The sequence below is a fragment of the Actinoplanes sp. NPDC051537 genome (assembly GCF_055586105.1).
This window is the reverse complement of sequence record NZ_JBVJIU010000018.1, coordinates 180574-200841: the sequence shown is the minus strand read 5'-3', so window position 1 is coordinate 200841 and position 20268 is coordinate 180574. Positions and strand designations below refer to the sequence as shown.

Sequence of the window (20268 nt, the reverse complement as noted above, 5' to 3'; positions counted from 1 at the left end):
CGTTTAGCCATTTCCCATGCTTTGAGCCGATACGCTCAAGTACGGGGGTGGATGCGTGGAATGGTCCGAGGAGCTCGCGGGCGGCCTTCTCCAGGCCGCCCCGGACGCGATCCTGGTGATGGCCGACGGCGGCCGCATCGTGCTGGTCAACGACCGGGCCGAGGAGCTCTACGGCTGGTCCCGGGACGAGCTGCTCGGCCGCCAGATCGAGTCGCTGATCACGGACGACGCCCGGGCTATGCCCCCCGAGCGCGAGCGCAGGCTGCGCGAGGGGCGTCCCGGGCCGATCGGGGCGGTGACCACCACGATCCGGCGGCGGGACGGGGTGGAGATCCCGGTCGAGTCGTCGGTGGCGATCGTCGACACCCCGCAGGGCCGGCTCGCCGTCGCGGTGGTGCGCGACCTGAGCGAGCGGGCGCGCGCCGAGCAGGAGAAGGCGCGCCTGCGGGCCGAGGCGCACGTGCACCGCAGTCAGCGGCTGGAGAGCCTCGGTCAGCTGGCCGGCGGCATCGCGCACGACTTCAACAACATGCTCGGCGTGATCGTGAACTACGCGAACTTCGTGATCGAGGAGGCGGAGTCGCCGGCGCCCGACGTGAAGGCGATCGCGGCCGACGCCCGGCAGGTCGTGCGGGCGGGGGAGCGCGGCACCAACCTCACCCATCAGCTGCTGTCGTTCGCGCGGCGCGAGGTGGTGCGGCCCCAGGTGCTCGACCTCAACGCGGTCATCGCGTCGGTCGAGGAGATGCTGCGGCGATCGCTGGGGGAGCGCGTCAATTTGCTCGTACGGCCGTCCGCCGCGCTACCGGCGGTTCATGCCGACCCGGGTCAGATCGAACAGGTGCTGGTGAACCTGGCGGTGAACGCGCGCGACGCCATGCCCTCCGGGGGCGAGCTGGTGATCGACACCTCGCCGCACGGGGATCGGGTGCGGCTGCGGGTCAGCGACTCGGGGGACGGGATGACGCCCGAGGTCCTGGAGCGGGCCTTCGAGCCGTTCTTCACGACCAAGGCCAGTGGTGAGGGCCCCGGGCTCGGGCTGGCCACCGTCTACGGGATCGTCAGTCAGGCCGGCGGGGAGGTCAGCATCGCCTCGTCGCCCGGGGTCGGGACGACCGTCACCGTGCTGCTGCCGGCCGCCGTGGCCGTTCCTTCCGATGAACCCGCCTTGTCGGAGAGCGTGACGCCCGCTGCCGGGCACGGCGAGACGCTGCTGGTCGTCGAGGACGAGGCGGCGCTGCGGGACGTGGCCGGGCGGATCCTCTCGGCGGCGGGGTACAACGTGCTGTCGGCCGAGTGCGGTGCCACGGCGCTTTCGCTGGCGGCCGCGCATGAGGGCGCCATCGACCTGCTGGTCAGCGACGTGGTGATGCCCGGAATGCTGGGCAAGGAGCTGGCCGAGCGGCTGACCGGGGTGCGGCCGCAGACCCGGGTGCTCTACATGTCCGGGTACGCCCAGCCGGTGCTGCATTCGCAGGGCACGCTCGACCCGGGGGTGGCGTTGCTGGAGAAGCCGTTTACGGCGGATGACCTGCTATCAGCCGTACGCAAGCGACTAGACGATTGATCTCCATCCGACCGCCCCGCTCGCCACCCTTGATCGGAATAGCACATATATTCTTCAGATGCGGCGGATCGGGATCATGGGTGGCACCTTCGACCCGATCCACCACGGGCACCTGGTCGCCGCCAGCGAGGTCCAGGCCCGCTTCGACCTGGATGAGGTCGTCTTCGTGCCGACGGGTCAGCCGTACGAGAAGGGGAAGGTCTCGCCCGCCGAGGACCGCTACCTGATGACCGTCATCGCGACCGCGTCGAACCCGCGTTTCCACGTCAGCCGGGTGGACATCGACCGCGACGGCCCCACCTACACCATCGACACCCTGCGTGACATGCGCGCGATCTACGGCGGCGATACCAAGCTCTTCTTCATCACCGGGGCCGATGCGCTCGGCCGCATCCTGAGCTGGAAGTCCGCGCTCGAGATGTTCACCATGGCGCACTTCGTGGGGGTCACGCGGCCCGGCTTCGAGCTCTCCGACGAGCACCTGCCGGCCGACTCGGTCACGCTGGTCGAGGTGCCGGCCATGGCCATCTCCTCGTCCGCGTGCCGGGCCCGGGTGGCCGGCGGCGAACCGGTCTGGTACCTGGTGCCCGACGGTGTCGTGCAATACATCAACAAGCGGGGCCTCTATCGGGGGTCGGGAAATGTCACACCGGTGTGAGACGCTTGTAGCTCCAGGACACCAACCGAGGGGACGCTCTTGCCCGTCACCGAACGCGCTCTTGAGCTTGCGCTGACGGCCGCTCAGGCCGCCGCCGACAAGAAGGCGCAGGATATCGTCGTCATCGACGTCGCCGAGCAGCTCTACATCACCGACGCCTTCGTGATCGCCTCCGCGTCGAACGAGCGGCAGGTCATCGCGATCGTCGACGCGATCGAGGAAGCCCTGGTCAACCTCCCCGAAAAGGCGAAGCCCGTCCGTCGTGAGGGCGAGCGCCAGGGGCGGTGGGTGCTGCTCGACTACGTCGACATCGTGGTGCACATCCAGCACGCCGAGGAGCGCGAGTTCTACGCCCTCGACAAGCTGTGGAAGGACTGTCCGTCCATCCCGTTCGTCGACCGCGACATGGTCGACGCCGACGCCTCGGGCGTGGCGTGAGCGTTCGCGGTCGGGTAACGCCGTGAGTCGGCTGATCGTCTGGCGGCACGGCAACACCGACTGGAATGCGAATCATCGCGTCCAGGGTCAGACCGACGTGCCGCTGAACGCGATCGGCCGGCAGCAGGCGGTCGACGCGGCCGAGCTGCTGATCAAGATGCGCCCCGACGCGATCGTCGCCAGCGACCTGCACCGCGCCGCCGACACCGCGTCCGCGCTCGCCGCCCTCAGCGGCCTGTCGATCAATTACGACAAGCGCCTGCGCGAGCGCTACTTCGGCAACTGGCAGGGCCTGACCATGACCGAGGTGGCCGAGCTCTACCCCGACCAGTACGCCCGATGGACCAGCGGCCAGGAGGTCGGCGGCGACGTCGAGACCCTAGCCGACCTGGGCAAACGCGTCTCCGAGGCGTTGCTGGCGGCGGCCGGTCTCGCCCCGCCCGGCGGCACCGTGGTCGTCGCCACCCACGGCGCCGCGGCCCGGCAGGGCATCGGTCACCTGCTCGAGTGGCCGCTGGCGCAGTTGCGTACGCTGCGCGCCTTGCAGAATTGCCATTGGGTCGAGCTCACGCATGACCGCGAGCGGGGATGGCAGGTCGCGGCCTACAACGTGGGGCCGTTCGCCGACCGCCCGGTGCCGCCGCCCGTCTGACTCGTCGTGCCGGAACCGCCGTTGATCCGGTAGCGTCCAACCATCATGTCGACCCGTCGCCTCGCCGCCGCTTTGACGCTTGCGCTCTGCCTCGCGGGGTGCGCCAACAATGGGTCGTCGTCCGGGTTGCCCGATTCCTCGGCGTCGCCGGTGCTCGGGTCCTCGTCGTCGCTCTCTCCTTCCGGCCCTGCCGCGTCCGCCCCTCAGGCGTCCGCGCCGACGAGCGAGCCGAGCGCCGGCAAGCCGACGGCCGGCAACGCCCAGACCGTCACCGGCACGGTCGAGGAGGGCGTAGAGCCCAACTGCCGCCTGATCAAGGACGGCGCCGGCTCCCACCTCCTGGTCTTCGACGACGCGAGCCTGCGCTCCCAGACCCCCGTGGGCAAGAAGGTCACGGTGACCGGCCGTTCCGAGCCCAAGCTGATGTCCACCTGCCAGCAGGGCATCCCGTTCGTCGTCACCTCGGTGTCTCCCGCCTGAGCTCGTTTGTCCCCGGCTCTCGCGTTCGCGCCTTGGCCGGCTCTCTTAGCGCTCACGCCCGCGGGTTGATCGGCTTCCATGCGGCCTTGCGGGCGCGGATCGGTTAACGTGCCCGCATGCCCGTCGCGGTCGTCACCGACTCCACCGCGTACCTGCCCGCCGAACTGCGCGGCTCGTATGACCTCACCATCGTCCCCCTGACCGTGGTGATCAACGGCGCCGAGGGCCTAGAGGGCGAGCAGATCCAGCCCGCCGAGGTGGCCCGCGCCCTGAGTGCCCGCCGCTCGGCCGTCAGCACGTCTCGTCCCGCGCCGTCCCAGTTCGTGGAGGCCTACCACCGCCTGCTGAAGGCCGGCGCCGACGGCATCGTCTCGGTCCACCTGTCGGCCAAGCTCTCCGGCACCCACGAGGCCGCCACCTTGGCCGCCGCCGAGGTCGGCGACCGGGTACGGGTGGTAGACAGCGAGACCACCGGCATGGGCCTGGGTTTCGCCGCCCTGGCCGCCGCCGAGACCGCGGCGGCCGGAGGTTCGCTCGACGAGACCTATGAGGCCGCGACCGACCACGCTTCCCGGGTGAGCACCCTCTTCTACGTGGACACCTTGGAGTTCCTACGCCGAGGAGGCCGCATAGGCGCGGCGTCGGCCTTGCTGGGCACCGCGTTGTCGGTAAAGCCCATCCTCCACGTGGTAGACGGAGCCATCGTCGTCCGCGACAAGGTCCGCACCGCGGGCCGAGCCCTGGCCCGTTTGGTAGACCTGGCCGTCGAAGCCGCCGGCGACGGTGAGGTGGACATCGCCGTCCACCACCTGGAGTCCCCCGACCGAGCAGCGGCCTTGGCCGACGCCGTAGCGATGCGCCTGACCGACCGCCTAAGAGATTGCTACATAACCGAGATAGGCGCCGTCGTAGCCGCCCACGTAGGCCCCGGCCTGGCCGGCGTAGTAGTCCACCGCCGCCCCTGACCCCCGTCAGGCAGCCGGCCAGCCGCCGGCCGACCAGCGCGGCGGGTCAATACCCGGTGCAACACTCAGGTAGCGAGCCACCTCATCCCAGGCGCGCACGTCCCCGCCCATCTGCACCTCGTCGGCCGCCGGCAGCAGTACTGGCTCGTCGCGTTCCCAGATCGCTCGCGTGCGCCAGCCGTGCTCGTCCGAACCCACGAGCCGCAACTCCGCCATGGCGGTCGCGCTCGTCGTGCCCGCCGTGCCCGTCGCGCTCGCCCCGTCCGCCATGCCCGCCGTGCCCGTCGCGCTCGCCCCGCCCGCCGTGCCAGTCGTGCCCGTCGCGCTCGCTGTGCCCGTCGCGCTCGCCCCGCCCGCCGTGCCCGTCGCGCTCGCTGTGCCCGTCACGCTCGCCCCGCCCGCCGTGCCCGTCGCGCTCGCTGTGCCCGTTGCGCTCGCCGTCTCCGCATCTTGGCCGGCGCCGAGCGCTGTGTCCTGGCGGGCATCTCTCGCCGTGTCCCCGCCGAAGCCGAGCGCCGTGTCCCCGCTGACGCCGAGCGCCGTGTTCCCGCTGACGCCGAGCGCCGTGTTCCCGCTGACGCCGGGCACCGTGTCGCCGCCGACGCCCCGAGCCGTGTCTCCGCTGACGCCGGGTGCCGAGTCCTCGCCGACGCTGCCGACCGCGTCCGCGCGCGCCGCGGTGCCGGTCCGGCCGACCGGTCGCGCATCGCGCTCGGCGGCCGGCGTGCCGCTGGAGCCGGCTGCGTCCGTCTCGCTCGGCACGACGGGCGCATGGGCCGCCTGGCGGGTGTACTCGTGGACCGCGAGCAGCCTCTCCGCCCTCTGCACCGCGCGGTGCAGGGGATGGCCGGGCGGCGCCTCGTACGGCACCGTGCAGCCCTGCTCGTCGGACACGTAGGCCATCGGGGTGATCGGCCGTGACGACGTCGCGTAGATCTCCTCCGCCTGGGCGAACAGTCCCCGCAGGTGCTCGCTCCCGTCCGCCGTGACCAGGAGTGTGCCGCGCTCCGGCGCGAACGCCACCGGCACACCGCCGACCTGGCCCGCCAGCTTCCCGAGCCAATGCTGCAGCAGCAGGTGCGACGTCCAGTAGGCGTCCCCGTCGTCCACGAACCGCACCACCACCGGCTCGTTCGCGACCCCGTGCAGCACCGCCCCGGACAGGTTTGCCCGGGCCGCCGCGAAGACCTGCTCCGCGCTCACCTCCCAACCGGCCGGATGCTCCGGACCGACGTAGGTCATGGTGTCCGGCTGATCGACCACCACGAACTCATACAGGAACGGCAGGACCGGACGCCGCAGCGGCGAACCCGGCGTGACACCACGCAACACCGGTCGCAGAAGCGGCCGCGTCTCAGTCCAGTCGAGCGGTAGCCGGGGCGTCGACACCAGGCCGGCGACGAACCGATCCACCTGACCTCTCCGTCGCCCACCCCGTGCGGCCAGCAGCGGGGCGAGCTCCAGGATCGTCGGCGTCTCGTCGCCGTCCGCGGTGAAGCGGACCCGGAAACCGCGTGCGTCGTAACGTGCGTCCGTGAACCCTGCCCGGCGTAGCCGGCGGATGACCTGCCCGGCCAGTCGTGCCCGGGCAATGCTCTTCAGCAGGCCCACCGACGCCTCACATCTCCCTTGAGGCCGCCGACCTTAGCGCACCGGGCCGACACTTTTCTGCCCGCGGGCCACCCGAGCCTCGAGATCGTCGTCGTGGTGCAGGTCAGCGTCGAGACCGGCGGCCCGGAGCGCCTCCAGGGCGGGCGAAACCTGGGCCTCGGTGATCTCGGAAAGCACGATCCCGCCGGGTGCCAGCCAAGCGGGTGCCTCGGCGATCACGGCGCGGAATACGTCGAGGCCGTCCGCGCCACCGTCCAGCGCGGTACGGGGCTCGTGGTCGCGTGCCTCGGCCGGCAGCAGGGGAATGTGGTGCGTCGCGACGTACGGCACATTGGCCAGTAAAACCGCGACCCGCCCGCGAAGAGTGGGCGGCAGCGGGTTGAAAAGATCTCCCTGGTAGACGTTGCCGTCCAGATTGTCCCGGGCGCAGGCGACCGCGACCGGATCGACGTCCGCGGCGTGCAGCTCGATCCGCGGGCGCTGCCGGAGCAGGGCGAGGCCCAGGGCGCCCGAACCGCAGCAGAGATCGACCACGACCGAACCCGGAACCACGGCATCCACCGCAAGGCGAACAAGCAGCTCACTTCGTACGCGGGGAACGAAAACGCCCGGCCGCAGGCGCACGCGGACCCCGCAGAAGTCGGCGTGGCCGACGACCTGCTCGAGCGGCTCACCTTGCGCGCGCCGCGAGATCATCGCGTCGAGGGCAGCCTCGTCCGTCGCGGCGTCGGCCAGCACCGCCGCCTCGTCCTCCGCGAACACGCAGCCCGCGGCACGCAGGCGCGTGATCGCGACGGCCATCACCGGCGCCGTGATCCCCGTTTTCGTCACGCCATTCCTTAGCACAGAAGCGAGATCCGTAGGAGTTATCCACACCGTCTCGTTCTGTCCACAGGCCCCAAACGATCACGCGGCGAAATCCCTAACCTGCCTGGCGTGCGAGATGACGACGTCGTAGCGGCAAGGCTGCGGTCGGTCATGGCCGCGACGCATTTGGGCGTACGCGGTGAGGCCGCCGCAGCCCCGCGTCGGATCCTGCGCGGTGGACCCGTCGCCCGCTCGCGCTATGAGACGGCGCTCGGTGACCTCGCCGAGGTGGGGGAGCCGCTGCGCTGGACGGATGTGGTGCCCGGCTGGCCGGAGGACCTCGATCTCGACCCGCTGCCCGATGCGATGGAGCTGCCGATCGCCGTCGAGCCCGTGCCGATCGCCGTCGAGCCCACACCGATCGCCGTCCAGCCCGTGCCGATCGCCGTCGAGCCCATACCGATCGCCGTCGAGCCTGAGCCGACGCCGTCGAGCCAGCCCGAGCCGGCGGCCGAGTCCGAATCGGAGCGTACCGGCGGCTTCCGGCCCGGCACGCCGTGGGCTTCGCCGCCCGCGGCGCTGGCCAAGAGCGAGCCGTTGCCGGAGCCGGCGCCGGTCCCGCCGGTCCCCGACCCCTCACCACCGGGAGAAGCCATGGACGAGCACTCGACGCCACTGCTGCGGCCGGCCGGCCCGCCTTATCGCCCGCTGCCACCGCCCGCCTGGGTCCTGCCCGAGGAGCCGGATCCCTTTCCGGAATCGGATCCTTATCTCCGGCCGGATCCCTTTCCGGAATCGGATCCCTATCTCCGGCCGGATCCCTATCCGGATGAGCCCGAACCGATCCTGAGCGGCGCCGGGGCGTTCGGCGGGGAGCCTCCACCGGAGGGCGGCCGACGGTTCGGGGTGAGCGCGTTCGACCCGGGCCGGCGCGGCGTGAAGGCGCTGGCCGCGGTGGCCGCCGCGGTGGTCCTGATCGCCGCGTTGCTGGCCTGGCGGTCCCGCCCGCACGTGGACACGGTGGCGCCGCCGTCGTTCGAGACCAGCGAGCCGGTGCCCGCGTCGGCCGGTCGCGACATCGCGAGCCCGGCGGCGTCCGAGCTGGTGGTCGCGGTGGGCGGGAAGGTGCGCAAGCCGGGGCTGGTACGGCTGCCGCCCGGCGCTCGGGTGGCCGATGCCCTGACGGCGGCGGGCGGTCCCGATCCCGGGGTCGACGTGGCCATGCTCAACCTCGCCCGGAAGGTGGTCGACGGCGAGCTGATCATGGTTGGCGTGACGCCGTCGCCGGGGCTCGCGCTGCCGACCGGTTCCGCTGGTGGCGCCGCGGCCGGGCAGGCCGGCGGGCTGGTCAACCTGAACACGGCCACCCTCGCCGACCTGGACGGGCTGCCCGGTGTCGGCCCGGTTCTGGCGCAACGGATTCTCGACGCCCGTGAAGCGCAGGGCGGCTTCCGGGCGGTGGGCGATCTGCGCAAGGTCGACGGCATCGGCGACGCCCGCTACGAGCAGTTGAAAGACCTGGTGACGGTGTGAGAGAGCGGGCGCCGGACCTGCGTCTGGCCGGGTTCGCGGTGGCGGCCTGGCTGGCGGCGCTCGCGGCCCTCCACCTGACGGCCCGCCCGGCGCTGCTGCTCGGTGCGGGGGCGCTCGGGTGCGCGGCGCTGCTGTGCGGGGCGCTGGCGGTCGTCCGGGCGCGGGCGCGGCCCGATCTCGCGGCGGCGGGTTGGATCGCGGTGGTGGTCCTGCTGGGTGCGGGGTGCGGGGCGGCGATGACCGGGGCGCGGCTGACGGTGCGGGAGGCGGGACCGCTCGTCGCGCTGGTGCGGGCCGGTGATCCCGTACGCGTGGAAGCCGTCGTTCGTGAGGACCCGCGCGCGCTGCGCGGATCGCCCGGGCGGCCACCGACCTACCTCGTGGCCGTCGAACTGCGGCAGGTTGTCGCCGAGGACGCCCCGCCCCTGGCCCTGTCGGCGCGGGCGGTCGTGCTCGGCAGCGACCCCGGCTGGAAGGGTCTGCTCCCGGGTCAGCGGGTGATCGCGCGCGGCAAGCTGATGCCGCCGCGCCCCGGCGACCTGCGGGCCGCCGCGGTCTCGGTCAAGGACCCGCCGGAGGTGGTCGGGCGGCCGCCGTGGGTGCAGCGCGCGGCCGGTGTGCTGCGCGCCGGGCTGCAACGCGCGTGCGAGCCACTGCCCCGCGACGCCGGTGGGCTGCTGCCCGGGCTGGTGGTGGGCGACACGAGCCGGCTGGATCCGGCGCTGAGCGACGACTTCCGGACGACCGGGATGACGCACCTCATGGCCGTCTCGGGTGCGACCGCCGGATAGGCATATGATTACTCTCATGACGGTAGCAGACATCTACGGGAGAAAGTCCAGCGCCGACCAGGGCAAGAGTGTGGCGGACCAACTGGCCGAGGGCCAGGAGGTGATCGAGGAGAACGGCTGGTCGCTCGGCCGGACCTTCACCGACGACAACCGCTCGGCATCCCGGTTCGCCCGTAGGGAGCGCGAGGACTTTGCCGAGCTGCTCGCGCACATCCGCTCCGGCGCCTGCGAGCTGCTGATCCTGTGGGAGTCGAGCCGCGGCAGCCGCAGGCTCGCCGAGTGGGCCGAGTTCCTCGACCTGGTCCGCGAGCACGGTGTGCTGATCTACGTGGTGAGCCACGGGCGCACGTACGACGTGCGGGTCAACCGGGACTGGAAGATCTTGGCCACCGACGGCGTGGACGCGCATGCCGAGTCCAATCAGACGTCGGAGCGCAGCAGGCGCGGCAAGCGCAAGTCGGCCGCCGCCGGCCGCCCGGCCGGGAAGCTCCAGTTCGGCTTCCGCCGCATCTACGACGACGCGGGTAACTTCCTCGAGCAGGTGGAGCACGAGGAGCAGGCAGCGCTGGTGCGCGAGGCTGCCCGGCGCGTGCTCGACGGCGAGTCCTGCAACGCCATCGCCAGCGACTTCAACGCGCGCGGCATCCCGGGCCCGCGCGGCGGCGCGTGGGACCTGATCCAGGTCAAGCGGCTGTGCGTCATGCCGAGCTACGCGGGCCTGCGGCAGCACCAGGGCGCGGTCGTCGGGAAAGCCGCGTGGGCCGGCATCCACGACGAGGAGACGTACGCCAAGCTGCTGGCCCGGCTCAACGACCCGAAGCGGCGCACCCAGCGGGACAGCTCGCTACAGCACGTGCTCTCCGGGCTGCTGCAGTGCGCCCTGTGCGACAGCCCTCACCGCGTGCTCAAGAACCGCGGCTATCTCTCCTACGCCTGCCGGGGCTGCTTGAAGACGAGCATCCGCACGGTGAAGATCGAGGACTTTGTGACCGAGATGGTGCTGGCGCGGCTGGAGCGAGACGACGCGGCCGAGCTGTTCGCCCCTCGCGCGACCGACGCCGACGCGGCCAAGGCCCAGGCGCTCGCTGACGAGCTGGAGGGCCGCCTGAAGCCGTTCTACGCGCAGGCCGCCGCCGGGAAGCTGTCCGCCGCCGGCCTCGCCGCCATCGAGGCTGACCTCATTCCGCAGATCGAGGCGGCCAAGGAGCGCGCCGCAGCGGCCAGGGTTGCGCCCGTGCCTGGGCCGATCCGGGATCTGGCCCGCGCGCCTCGGGAGCGGTGGCCACGGTTGACCGTGTCGCAGCGCAGGGAGGCGATCGGGCTGCTCATCGTCGAGCTGAAGATCTCTCCGATCGGCCGGGGGAAGCGCATCTTCGATCCTGGGCGGCTCGGCGAGTCACGATGGGTCGGCGACAGTCGGACGTGGAGCGAGATCTGGAAGGGGCAAGCGTGAACAGCGGCATCAGGTTCTACTGCGAGGACAAGGGCCAACACGCCCGGATCGATCTGCGCGACGGCTTGGGTCGCCGGAACGCGAAGGACCCATTTCGCGGCCGCGTTGGCCGCAGGAGGAAGGACGGGAAGACCGTCCTCCAGATGCATGTGAGGCAGCGCGGCGAGCGCACCCCGGGGGGCTGGCTCGACTACGACAAACCGATCGGCGTCGAGCTGCTGTGCCCAACCTGCGGGCGGAACCCGATTCTGTCGGCGGAGAGCCTCGACCGCCTCGTCTCTGCAGGACTCGCCGACGTCGACATCAGTCGCTTGCCGTTTTAGGCGCTATAGTGATCTAGCCGGTGTACGCCTGAGCCGGCCGCAGAGTTGGAGCAGCCGGGAGGATCCGGCTGCGAGACGCAATCAGGCGATTGGCCCGCTCTTCCGGTGTGGCAGATGAATCATGCCCACCGGAGAATGCGATGGCTATATCAGCCGAAATGGCCCGAGCGCGGGCTCGAAAAGCTAATGCCGATATGCGCGGCGACGCGGAAGCTGCCGCGAGTGCAGCTCGTGATCTGCGCGCTATCAAGCTCGCCGAATACATCGAGCGGGTCGTCGATGAGGCCCCGCCGCTGACGGCAGAGCAGCGCGCTCGCCTCACCGACCTGCTCGGCGGTGCCCGGTGACCGAAGACCTGGGGGGAGTCCGGCCTGCCGTTAACAGGCCGGCCTCCGCCTCCACCGTAGCGGAACCCACCGACATCGCTCGCGCGCGACGCATGGCCAAGTACCGCGAGGCGCAGCGTCGTGCTGGAGCGCGTGCGCTCGACCGGCATATCGCCCACGTCTACGGGCCCGAGGTGGCCAAGGCGTACGGAATCCGGCGGTGGGCGGCATGAGCGAGTGCACACCGTCGGATCCGTGCCGTACGCCGGGGCACGTATGCATGGAGGAGCTCGGCGCGCGGGTGCTGCTCACCCAGGCGTCTGGGATCCGCATGAAGGGCACCCGATGGGTGTACCGCGGCCGCATCCCGCACGGCATGGTGACGCTGCTCGCCGGCCGGGAGGGCATCGGCAAGAGCACGGTGTCGCTCGACATCGCCGCTCGGCTCACCAGGGGCACACTCCCCGGCCGGTACGAGGGCACTCCGCAGACCGTCGTCGTGTGCGCCACCGAGGACTCGTGGAGCCACACGATCATCCCGCGGCTCATGGCCGTCGGCGCCGACATGGATCTGATCTTCCACATCGCCGTGCAGGACGAGGACGGCAACGAGCGGGGAATCATTGCGCCGCAGGACATCCGGCGCATGGAGATGGCGTTTCGGTCGGTCCAGCCGGTGCTCATGCTGATCGACCCGCTGATGGCGATCATCGACGGGAAGATCGACACGCACAAGCAGGCCGAGGTGCAGCAGGCCCTGGAGCCGCTCGTGAAGATGTGCGACCGGGTCGGGCTGGCCGTCCTGGCGCTCATCCACGTCAACAAGTCGGCGACCACCGACCCGCTCACCTCGATCATGGGCAGCAAGGCCTTCGCGACCCTGCCTCGCTCCATCCTCTACTGCCTCGAAGAGGACGACGGGCAGTTCATGTTCTGCCACGTCAAGTGCAACGTCGGGCCCAAGATGCCCTCGATCGGCTACCGGCTCTCGTCGGTGCGCTTCGACCTGCCCCCGGAGGAGGTCGAGGACGGCGACGACCCGTACATCGAGTCCAGCCGCGTGGCGTGGGGCGACGAGGACACCCGCACGGCCACGGAGATGCTCGAAGCCAAGGCCAGCACCAGCAAGCTCGGTGGCCCGGCTCAGGCCATCCTCGCGCTGCTCGAAGCCGTCGGCGGCACCCTCAGCACGGCCGAGATCAACGCGAAGCTCACGCCGACGCACACCGAAGCAGCCGTCCGGAACGCGCTCAGCCGCCTCGCGAACACCAGCAAGATCGATTCGCCGATGCGTGGCTACTACCAAGCAATCAGTAACCGCTGACCAAACTCTCGGTCCTGGGGAGAGTGAGATATGAGAAGAGTGAGAGATCCGAGAGGAAAGCTCTCACTCCTCTCACAACTCTCACCTCTCAGGACCGGGAGGAAGTGAGAGGAAGCCAGAGAAGTGGTGAACCGCAGCAAGGCCAAGGGCACCAGCGCCGAGAGCGCCGTCGTCCAGGTCCTCGTCGAAGAGGGGTGGCCGCACGCCGAACGCCGAGCACTGCAGGGCACCCAGGACAAGGGCGACGTGGCCGGCGTGGTCGGCGTCTGCATCGAGGTGAAGGCCGAGAAGACCTACGACATCTCGGGATGGCTCAAAGAGGTCGCCACCGAGAAGGTCAACGCCAACGCGGCACCCGCAGCGTGCTGGTTCAAGCTGCGGGGCAAGACCGACCCGAGACAGTGGGGCGTGGTCATGACCGGGGCCGAGTACCTCGAGCTGCTCAAGGCCGCGGGCTACTGAGGTGAGCAAGGGCTGGGCGAAGGGCAGCACCTACCAGTGGCGCCAGACCAGGGCCACGGTCCTGCGGCGCGACAGCTACCGGTGCACCCTCGCCCTGCCCGGCACCTGGCGTACCCGCACCCAGGACGGGGTGCACTGCCTAGGCAGGGCCGACTGTGTACACCACCTGCACGGCAGGGGCAGATGCCCAGGGTGCAAGGCAGACCGGCTCGACCACCTCGCTGCTGCATGCACACCATGCAACCTGCGTGTTGGTGAGCCAGGTCGCGCCACTGCTGCCACGTCCACACGCAATCCACAACCCAGGGGTCTGACCCAATGGTGAGAGCGCAAGCCTCTGACCTGCGCGTTTATCCCGCCCGGCCAGGGGCTCACACCCCCGTCCCTCTGTCCATTTTTTATTTGCGGAGGCAAGCATCGTGACGGCCACTATCCAGGGCTCGATCACCCCGCGGCTCTACACGCCGCCGCTGGTCGAGGGGCCGCCCGGACCGTGCGGGTGCGGCTGTGCGCTCACCCCGGAGACGTCGTACGGCTTCCGCGCGGTGTCCTTCGACGAGGAGGTCCTGGGCCGGCCGCCGTGGGCCTGGCAGCGCTGGCTGAAGATCCACGCCGGGGAGCTGACGCCGCTCGGGCTCCCGCGGTTCCGGCGCATCATCGTCACCGTCGGCCGGCAGTCGGGGAAGTCCCGGTCGGTCGAGGATCTGACGCTCTTCTGGGTGTTCGAGGAGCAGCAGCCGAGCATCCTGGGGACGTCGACCTTGACAAAGTATGCAAAGCGCCCCTGGTTGTCCGCCTACCGTCTGGCGAAGAAGATCGACGGGCTCAAGGAGCAGTTCCAGGAGGGCCGGCCGTACGGGATCCGCACCGCTGCCGGCGAGGAGCACTGGTGGACGCTGAGCGGCTCGGAGTATCACGTCGCGGCGTCCAACGCCGAGGGCGGCCGGTCGATGTCGAACACCCGGGTGATCGCCGACGAATTCTCGAAACAGTACTCGTACGACGCCTACGGAGCGGCGTACTACTCGATGGACGCCTTCGAGGACGCGCAGTTCTGGGCGCTGACGACGCCGGACCCGAAGGGCGTGCCGTACGGGGACCTGCGCGGCGCCGCGCTGGAGTTCCTTCGAACCGGCGAAGGGGACGAGAGCCTCGGGCTATTCGAGTGGTCCTGCCCTGAGGATGCCGACCCGACCGACCTGCGCGCGCTGGCCATGGCCAATCCGACGATGAACCGGCCCGGCGGCAAGAGCGGGGAGCGGCTGCTGCGCGAGGCGCGCGCCGCTGTGGCCAAGGGCGGCGAGCTGCTGGAGACGTTCCGGCAGGAGATCATGTGCATCCAGCTGGCTGACGCCGACGCGGCGATCGACCTCGAGGCCTGGGCGCGCGGGTTCGTTCCGGCGACGCTCGACGGGCTGCGCGACCGGCTGGCGCTGTGCTTCGACGTCGCGCCGAGCATGCTGCACGCGACGCTGTACGCCGCGGCGGTGATTCCGGACGGCCGGGTGCGGATCGAGCCGATTCAGGCCTGGGAGGGCCGCGGCTGCGCGGATCAGGCCGCTCGGGACCTCCCGGCGCTGGTGGCCAGGGTCCGCCCGCGGGCGTTCGGCTGGCTGCCTTCCGGCCCCGGTGCGGCTGTCGGTGCCCGCCTGGCCGACCGCAACCAGCCTGGCCGGCGCGAGTGGCCGCCGCCCGGCGTCGAGGTGGCCGAGATCCGCTCCGAGCTGACCCAGGTGTCCATGGGCCTCAGCCAGCTGGTCGCCGCTGACCAGGTCCTGCACTCAGGTGATCCGCTGCTCGACGGCCAGGTGGAGACCGCCCAGAAGAAGCCGATCGGCGACGCGTGGCGCTTCGACCGCAAGGGCGAGGGTGACGTCGACGCGGTGTTCGCGGCCGCCGGCGCGGTGTTCCTGGCGCAGACGCTTCCGGCGTCCGTGGGTCGCATCCGGGTGCTGCTGCCGACAGTTCGGTAGTTCCTGGTCGTAGACCGTTTCGTATTAGGGGTTGTACCATCCGAGCATGGGCCTCGGGGAATGGTGGCGCGCACATTTCGGTGCGTCATCCACTGCCGTGCCCCTCGAGCGCCGGGCGATGTTCGCGTCGGGCTATTCCGGCTGGCGGATCACCGACCAGCTCCAGCTCACCCGCGCACTGCGTCAGTATGCGATCGACCGGGCTGCGGCGCTGAGCGTGCCGGCCGTGCTGCGCGGCCGCAACATGCTCTGCTCGATCGCGACGCTGCCGCTGCAGGTCGTCGACGCCGACAACCGGGTGCAAGACAACCCGCTGTTCCGGCAGCTCGACGCGAACGTCCCTAACTCCGTCATGCTGGCGATGACCGTCGAGGACCTGGTCTTCGACGCCGTGGCGTGGTGGCGAGTGACCGCGTTCGGCGCCGACGGCTACCCGGTCGCGGTGACCCGGTACGCGCCGGACACGGTGAGCCTGCAGCCGCCGGACGACTACCAGCGCGGCCACCTCCCGAGCGAGCTGCCCACCGAGGGCGTCGTCTACATGGAGGGCAAGCCGGTCCCGTTCCGCGAGGTCATCCGCTTCGACTCGCCCTCTCCGGCGTTCCTGGTGGCCGGTGAGCGCGCCATCCGCCGCGCGCTGGCCCTGGACGAGGCCGCCGACCTCTACGCGACCAACCGGCGCATGCGGGGGTTCTTCACGCCGTCCGACCCGGGCGTCGACCCGGGCACCGACGAAGACATCATCGGCGCCCTTGACGCGTTCGCCACGGCCCGGTCGGAGCGCCTCGACGGTTACATCCCGGCGGCGCTGAAGTACAACCCGATCCAGGACCCGACCCCGGCGGAGATCCAGATCCTCGCGCAGCAGCAGCGCGCCGACCTGGCGATCGCGGTCGCGATGGGCATCGACCCCGAGGACGTCGGGGTGAACACGACCAGCCGGACCTACCAGAACGCCGTCGACCGGCGGAAAGACCGGGTCAACGACGTGCTCAGCCCGTTCATGCGGGCGATCACCGACCGGCTGAGCATGCCCGACGTGACCAAGCGCGGGTACACGGCACGGTTCCTGCTCGATGACTACCTGCGCGCGGACCCGAAGAGCCGCTCGGAGATCGAGCAGACCTACGTCGACATGGGCGTCATGGACGCCGCCGACGTCCGCGAGCTCGAAGGCCTGCCACCCAAGGCGATCCAGCAGCCGCCGGCGCCGCGCCAGGCAGTCCCACCGACGCAGATCTCCGCGATCCCGGCAGGTGCCCAGTGAGTGAGCTGCTGACATTCGAGGGCCTGACCGCCGAGTCGTTCTCGGTCGACGCCCAGCACCGGACGATGACCGGCGTCGTCGTGCCCTGGGGCAAGATCGGCCGCCACAGCAACGGCCGCCGGTGGCGCTTCGCCCGCGGCGGCCTGAAGTACGCCAACGCGAAGTACATCCGGCTGAACGACGAGCACGTGGCGTCCGCCCGGATCGGCCGAGCGGTCGACCTCGAGGACACCGACGAGGGCCTCGTCGCGACGTTCCGCATCTACGACGGCCGCGACGGCGACCGCGCCCTGGCCATGGCCGCCGACGGCATCAAGACCGGCTTCTCCGTAGAGATCGAGTTCGACGAGGCCGACTCGGGGCCCGACCCCGATAACCCGGGCGTGCTGCTGGTGAGCATGGCCCACATGACCGGCGTGGCGTTCGTCGAGGCGCCCGCATTCACCGACGCCCGCCTCATCAGTGTGCGAGCGAGTCACGAAGGAGCCGGCATGCCGGAAGAGATCAAGACCGAGGAGACGGTGACTCCGGCAGCCGAGGCGCAGCCGGTCACGTTCTCCGCCGAGCAGTTCTCCGAGCTGATCGCGCAGTTCAACAAGCCCGATGCCGAGGTGCGCCCGACCGTCGACCCGACCCAGGGCACCGGGCGGCAGACCGCCGTGACCGAGGTCAGCGAGCCGCTGCCGTACGTCTTCAGCCGCACCGGCACTGGCAAGTACTCGTTCCGGGCCGACACCGCGCACGACTTCTCCAGCGACATCATCGAGATGCTGAAGCGCCAGACGACCGGGCAGGACTACGCGCCCCAGCTCGGCCGGCTCAACGAGTTCATCAAGGCCTCGTTCGCCGACGTCGAGATCGCCGACCTGCCCGGATCGCTGCCGACGCAGCACCGCCCGGACATGTGGGTGCCGCAGCGCGACTACGCGACGCCGCTGTGGGACCTGACCGGCCGCGGCGCTCCGCCGAACGGCGGCGGCAAGTTCGACATCCCGAAGTTCACCTCGAGCTCCGGCCTGGTCTCCGTGGCCACCGAGAAGACGGAGCCCGCCGGCGGCAGCTTCGTCGACGAGATCCAGACCATCACCCCCGGCCAGCTCTGGGGCAAGGTCGAGATCACCCGGCAGGTGTGGCGTCAGGGCGGCAACCCGGCGTTCTCCGGCATTCTCTGGGCGCAGATGCTGCGCGAGTTCTACGAGGACCGTGAGGCGGCCGTCGCGACGTTCCTCGCGACGCTGACGGCCGCGACGGACATCGCCCTCACCGGCACCCCGGCTTCGCCGTCGAACGACGACTACCAGGCCACCATGGACTCGTTCGAGCAGGCGTACGCCGACCTGCAGTTCGCCCGCGGCGGCAACCGGTTCAACGCCTTCGCGGTGCACCAGGCGCTCTACCGGGTCGGCTCCCGGGTCAAGGACGACATGGGTCGTCCGCTGTACCCGATGCTGAACCCGCAGAACGCCAACGGCACCACGGCCAGCAAGTACCGGACGCTCGACGTCGGCGGGTCGCTGTGGGTTCCGGCGTACGCGCTGGGCACGCCGTCGAACGCGTCCTCGAACTCGTGGCTGTTCGACTCCGACGTCGTGCTGGCGTGGGCGAGCGCTCCGGAGCGCTTGTTCTGGGACTTCGGCAGCACCGTGCAGACCTCGAACATTCCGCAGCTGTCGTTCGTCACCGTCGGCCTGTACGCGGACTACGCCACGGCCAACACCGACATCAGCGGGGTCCGGCAGGTCACCTTCGACCCCAACACCGCAGCCTGATGGCCGGCATCACGCGGCGCAACCGCGAACTGGCCGAGCGGGTGGCCGACCTCGAGGAGAAGGTCGCCCGCCTCGAAGAGGCACTCCAGCCGGCCAAGTCCGCCGCACCGAAGAAGTAGGCCCCGTCCGGCGCTCCTCCCCGTAGGCGCCGGGCGGCCAAGCAGGAGAGGGGGTGACCGTGACGATCAAGGCGTGCGACGCGAGCGTGGACCTGCCTGTCGGTGGCGTCTGGGCGATCGACGTCCAGGTGACCGACGCCGACGGCTGCCCGGTGGACGACACCGTGACCGTCACGGTCACCCTGCCGGGCGGCTCGACGGCGACGCCGGCCGTCGAGGACCTCGGCAGCGGCCGCTACCGGGCGACGTACGTGGTGGCCGTGGCGGGCCGGTACGTCGCCCGGGCGGTGGGCGCGGTGTACGGGGCGGCCGACCTGGCGGCCTACGCGACGCCCGCGGTCACGGCCGCCGGGATGCCGACCGCTGACGACGCCGCGGCCTACCTCGGCATCACGGTGGACATGGAACTGCTCGACGAGCTGCTGCAGGCGGAGGCGGCCGCCCAGCGGGCGCGGTGCCGCGTCCCGGCGGCCTACCCGGCGGATCTGCGGCTCGCGCTGCTGCGCCGGGTCAAGCGGGCGTGGGAGATGCGTAGCGCCAGCAACGCCGCTGACGCCGACTCTCCGTTCACCGGCTACACCCCGAGCACCGATCCCGAGGTGCGCCGGTACGAGGCCCCGTATCGAAAGCTGATCGTCGGATGAGCCTCATGGACATGCGCAACGAGGTCGTCGCCGCGGTCGGGGCGCTCGGCTTCATCCAGGCGTACCCGGTGCGCCCGGCCACCCACACCGAGCCCGGCGTGACTTGGTACGTCCAGGAGTCGCTGGTCCGGGATCAGGCGACCGGGCAGCACGAGAACAACTTCTCCGTCGTGGTGTTCATGCACCAGGACGAAGCAACCGCGGCTCAGTGGATGAGCGACCACGTGGACGCGATTGTCGACGCCCTCGAATACGGCGTCGCAATCGTCGACAGCGTAGAGCTGGTGAACCTCGGCGCCGATTCCAACTCCCAATTCGCAATGCAGATCAAAGCTAGGAGTGACTACTGATGCCGAATGTCACCGGTCGCATCTACATGAAGGACTGCTCCATCACCTGGGACGGCATCGAATACCTGGGCAACACGACCAAGGCCGTGCTGACCCCGGACACGCCGACCCAGCAGCTTCGGACGCTCGATCCCGGCTATGTGCTGGCCGACTCGGACAGCACCACCTGGACGTTCGACGTGTCCGGCCCGCAGGTCGAGGACGGCCTGTCGGACTACCTGTTCGACAACGCCGGCGAGGAGGTCGACATCGTGCTGACCCCGAAGCGCGGCACCGGCAACAACACCTACACGTTCACGATCATCGCGGTTCCCGTTCCGGTCGGCGGCGACCAGGGCAGCTACGCGACGTTCGACGGCACGTTCCCCGTGGTCGGCGAGCCCGTGAGGGGTTCCGCGGCCTAGCCCGGCGGCATTCAAGGAGGAGCGATGCCAGGGATCAACCGGACGGTCTTCGAGGTCGTCATGGAGGACGACAGCAAGCTCGAGGTGACCGTCGACCAGCGAGACGCGGTGGCGTTCGAGCGCTCGGACCTCTACACCGACAACGGGGTCCACACGCGTTTCCGCTACATGGCCTGGAATGCGCTCCGCCGGACGAAGAAGTCCGAGCTCGACTGGAGGCGGTTCGACGCCGAATGCGTCGATGCGTGGCCGAAAGGCGACGACGACGAAGAGGTGGACCCTACCCAGAAGGGTCAGCAGTCCGAGAGCTGATCCTGCTGCTTCACCAATGCAATGCCTGGGGCTTGCCCTT

22 protein-coding genes are annotated in these 20268 nt (G+C 70.4%); 20 read left to right on the top strand and 2 right to left on the bottom strand.

What is annotated here, in order from left to right:
• The first annotated feature begins 55 nt into the window (after positions 1 to 55).
• The 6 genes from ACZ6TB_RS37465 to ACZ6TB_RS37440 all read left to right on the top strand — a co-directional run bounded on the left by ACZ6TB_RS37465 (position 56) and on the right by ACZ6TB_RS37440 (position 4760).
• Positions 56 to 1567 (top strand): hybrid sensor histidine kinase/response regulator, encoded by a 1512-nt coding sequence (locus ACZ6TB_RS37465; RefSeq protein ID WP_465562833.1) that lies wholly within the window; start codon positions 56 to 58, stop codon positions 1565 to 1567.
• Between the two features lie 58 nt (positions 1568 to 1625).
• Positions 1626 to 2225: a nicotinate-nucleotide adenylyltransferase gene (gene nadD / locus ACZ6TB_RS37460; RefSeq protein WP_465562829.1), complete on the top strand. Its 600-nt coding sequence runs from the start codon at positions 1626 to 1628 to the stop codon at positions 2223 to 2225.
• 39 nt (positions 2226 to 2264) lie between these two features.
• Positions 2265 to 2663, top strand: coding sequence for a ribosome silencing factor (gene rsfS, locus ACZ6TB_RS37455; RefSeq protein ID WP_465562826.1), 399 nt, complete (start codon positions 2265 to 2267; stop codon positions 2661 to 2663).
• Between the two features lie 22 nt (positions 2664 to 2685).
• A complete protein-coding gene (locus tag ACZ6TB_RS37450) occupies positions 2686 to 3315 on the top strand; it encodes a histidine phosphatase family protein (RefSeq protein ID WP_465562823.1) in 630 nt (209 codons plus the stop codon).
• A 45-nt stretch (positions 3316 to 3360) separates the two neighbouring features.
• Positions 3361 to 3795, top strand: coding sequence for a hypothetical protein (locus ACZ6TB_RS37445; protein WP_465562818.1), 435 nt, complete (start codon positions 3361 to 3363; stop codon positions 3793 to 3795).
• A 116-nt stretch (positions 3796 to 3911) separates the two neighbouring features.
• On the top strand, positions 3912 to 4760 hold the full coding sequence (locus tag ACZ6TB_RS37440) for a DegV family protein (RefSeq protein ID WP_465562815.1): 849 nt from the start codon (positions 3912 to 3914) through the stop codon (positions 4758 to 4760).
• A gap of 6 nt (positions 4761 to 4766) precedes the next feature.
• Here the strand turns inward: ACZ6TB_RS37440 and ACZ6TB_RS37435 are convergent, their stop codons facing one another.
• Positions 4767 to 6371 (bottom strand): hypothetical protein, encoded by a 1605-nt coding sequence (locus ACZ6TB_RS37435; RefSeq protein WP_465562812.1) that lies wholly within the window; start codon positions 6369 to 6371, stop codon positions 4767 to 4769.
• Between the two features lie 33 nt (positions 6372 to 6404).
• Positions 6405 to 7202: a putative protein N(5)-glutamine methyltransferase gene (locus ACZ6TB_RS37430; RefSeq protein WP_465562809.1), complete on the bottom strand. Its 798-nt coding sequence runs from the start codon at positions 7200 to 7202 to the stop codon at positions 6405 to 6407.
• A gap of 630 nt (positions 7203 to 7832) precedes the next feature.
• On the opposite strand from ACZ6TB_RS37430, the gene ACZ6TB_RS37425 reads away from it, so the two are divergent.
• The 14 genes from ACZ6TB_RS37425 to ACZ6TB_RS37360 all read left to right on the top strand — a co-directional run bounded on the left by ACZ6TB_RS37425 (position 7833) and on the right by ACZ6TB_RS37360 (position 20228).
• Positions 7833 to 8711: a ComEA family DNA-binding protein gene (locus ACZ6TB_RS37425; protein WP_465562928.1), complete on the top strand. Its 879-nt coding sequence runs from the start codon at positions 7833 to 7835 to the stop codon at positions 8709 to 8711.
• The gene (locus ACZ6TB_RS37420) at positions 8708 to 9502 is read left to right on the top strand and encodes a ComEC/Rec2 family competence protein (protein WP_465562806.1); all 795 of its coding nucleotides are present in this window, start codon (positions 8708 to 8710) and stop codon (positions 9500 to 9502) included. Before ACZ6TB_RS37425 ends, ACZ6TB_RS37420 begins: the two co-directional genes overlap by 4 nt.
• A gap of 16 nt (positions 9503 to 9518) precedes the next feature.
• Positions 9519 to 10955, top strand: coding sequence for a recombinase family protein (locus ACZ6TB_RS37415; RefSeq protein ID WP_465562803.1), 1437 nt, complete (start codon positions 9519 to 9521; stop codon positions 10953 to 10955).
• Positions 10952 to 11278, top strand: a complete 327-nt coding sequence (locus ACZ6TB_RS37410; RefSeq protein ID WP_465562800.1) for a hypothetical protein — start codon at positions 10952 to 10954, stop codon at positions 11276 to 11278. Before ACZ6TB_RS37415 ends, ACZ6TB_RS37410 begins: the two co-directional genes overlap by 4 nt.
• A 194-nt stretch (positions 11279 to 11472) precedes the next feature.
• Positions 11473 to 11625 (top strand): hypothetical protein, encoded by a 153-nt coding sequence (locus ACZ6TB_RS37405; RefSeq protein ID WP_465562797.1) that lies wholly within the window; start codon positions 11473 to 11475, stop codon positions 11623 to 11625.
• A 259-nt stretch (positions 11626 to 11884) separates the two neighbouring features.
• Positions 11885 to 12928: an AAA family ATPase gene (locus ACZ6TB_RS37400; RefSeq protein ID WP_465562794.1), complete on the top strand. Its 1044-nt coding sequence runs from the start codon at positions 11885 to 11887 to the stop codon at positions 12926 to 12928.
• Positions 12929 to 13051: 123 nt separating this feature from the next.
• Positions 13052 to 13390 (top strand): hypothetical protein, encoded by a 339-nt coding sequence (locus tag ACZ6TB_RS37395; protein WP_465562791.1) that lies wholly within the window; start codon positions 13052 to 13054, stop codon positions 13388 to 13390.
• Between the two features lie 419 nt (positions 13391 to 13809).
• Positions 13810 to 15363 (top strand): terminase, encoded by a 1554-nt coding sequence (locus ACZ6TB_RS37390; protein ID WP_465562788.1) that lies wholly within the window; start codon positions 13810 to 13812, stop codon positions 15361 to 15363.
• A 46-nt stretch (positions 15364 to 15409) separates the two neighbouring features.
• Positions 15410 to 16630 carry a phage portal protein gene (locus ACZ6TB_RS37385; protein WP_465562785.1) on the top strand — a complete coding sequence of 407 codons (1221 nt, stop codon included), beginning with the start codon at positions 15410 to 15412 and terminating at the stop codon, positions 16628 to 16630.
• Entirely contained in the window at positions 16627 to 18399 is a 1773-nt protein-coding gene (locus ACZ6TB_RS37380) for an HK97 family phage prohead protease (RefSeq protein ID WP_465562781.1), read from the top strand. Before ACZ6TB_RS37385 ends, ACZ6TB_RS37380 begins: the two co-directional genes overlap by 4 nt.
• Before the next feature lie 172 nt (positions 18400 to 18571).
• Positions 18572 to 19162: a filamin/ABP280 repeat domain-containing protein gene (locus ACZ6TB_RS37375; RefSeq protein ID WP_465562778.1), complete on the top strand. Its 591-nt coding sequence runs from the start codon at positions 18572 to 18574 to the stop codon at positions 19160 to 19162.
• Complete coding sequence (locus ACZ6TB_RS37370; RefSeq protein ID WP_465562774.1) at positions 19159 to 19512, top strand: hypothetical protein; 354 nt, start codon at positions 19159 to 19161, stop codon at positions 19510 to 19512. Before ACZ6TB_RS37375 ends, ACZ6TB_RS37370 begins: the two co-directional genes overlap by 4 nt.
• Entirely contained in the window at positions 19512 to 19916 is a 405-nt protein-coding gene (locus ACZ6TB_RS37365; protein ID WP_465562771.1) for a hypothetical protein, read from the top strand. Before ACZ6TB_RS37370 ends, ACZ6TB_RS37365 begins: the two co-directional genes overlap by 1 nt.
• Positions 19917 to 19940: 24 nt before the next feature.
• Positions 19941 to 20228: a hypothetical protein gene (locus tag ACZ6TB_RS37360; protein ID WP_465562768.1), complete on the top strand. Its 288-nt coding sequence runs from the start codon at positions 19941 to 19943 to the stop codon at positions 20226 to 20228.
• Positions 20229 to 20268 lie beyond the last annotated feature (40 nt).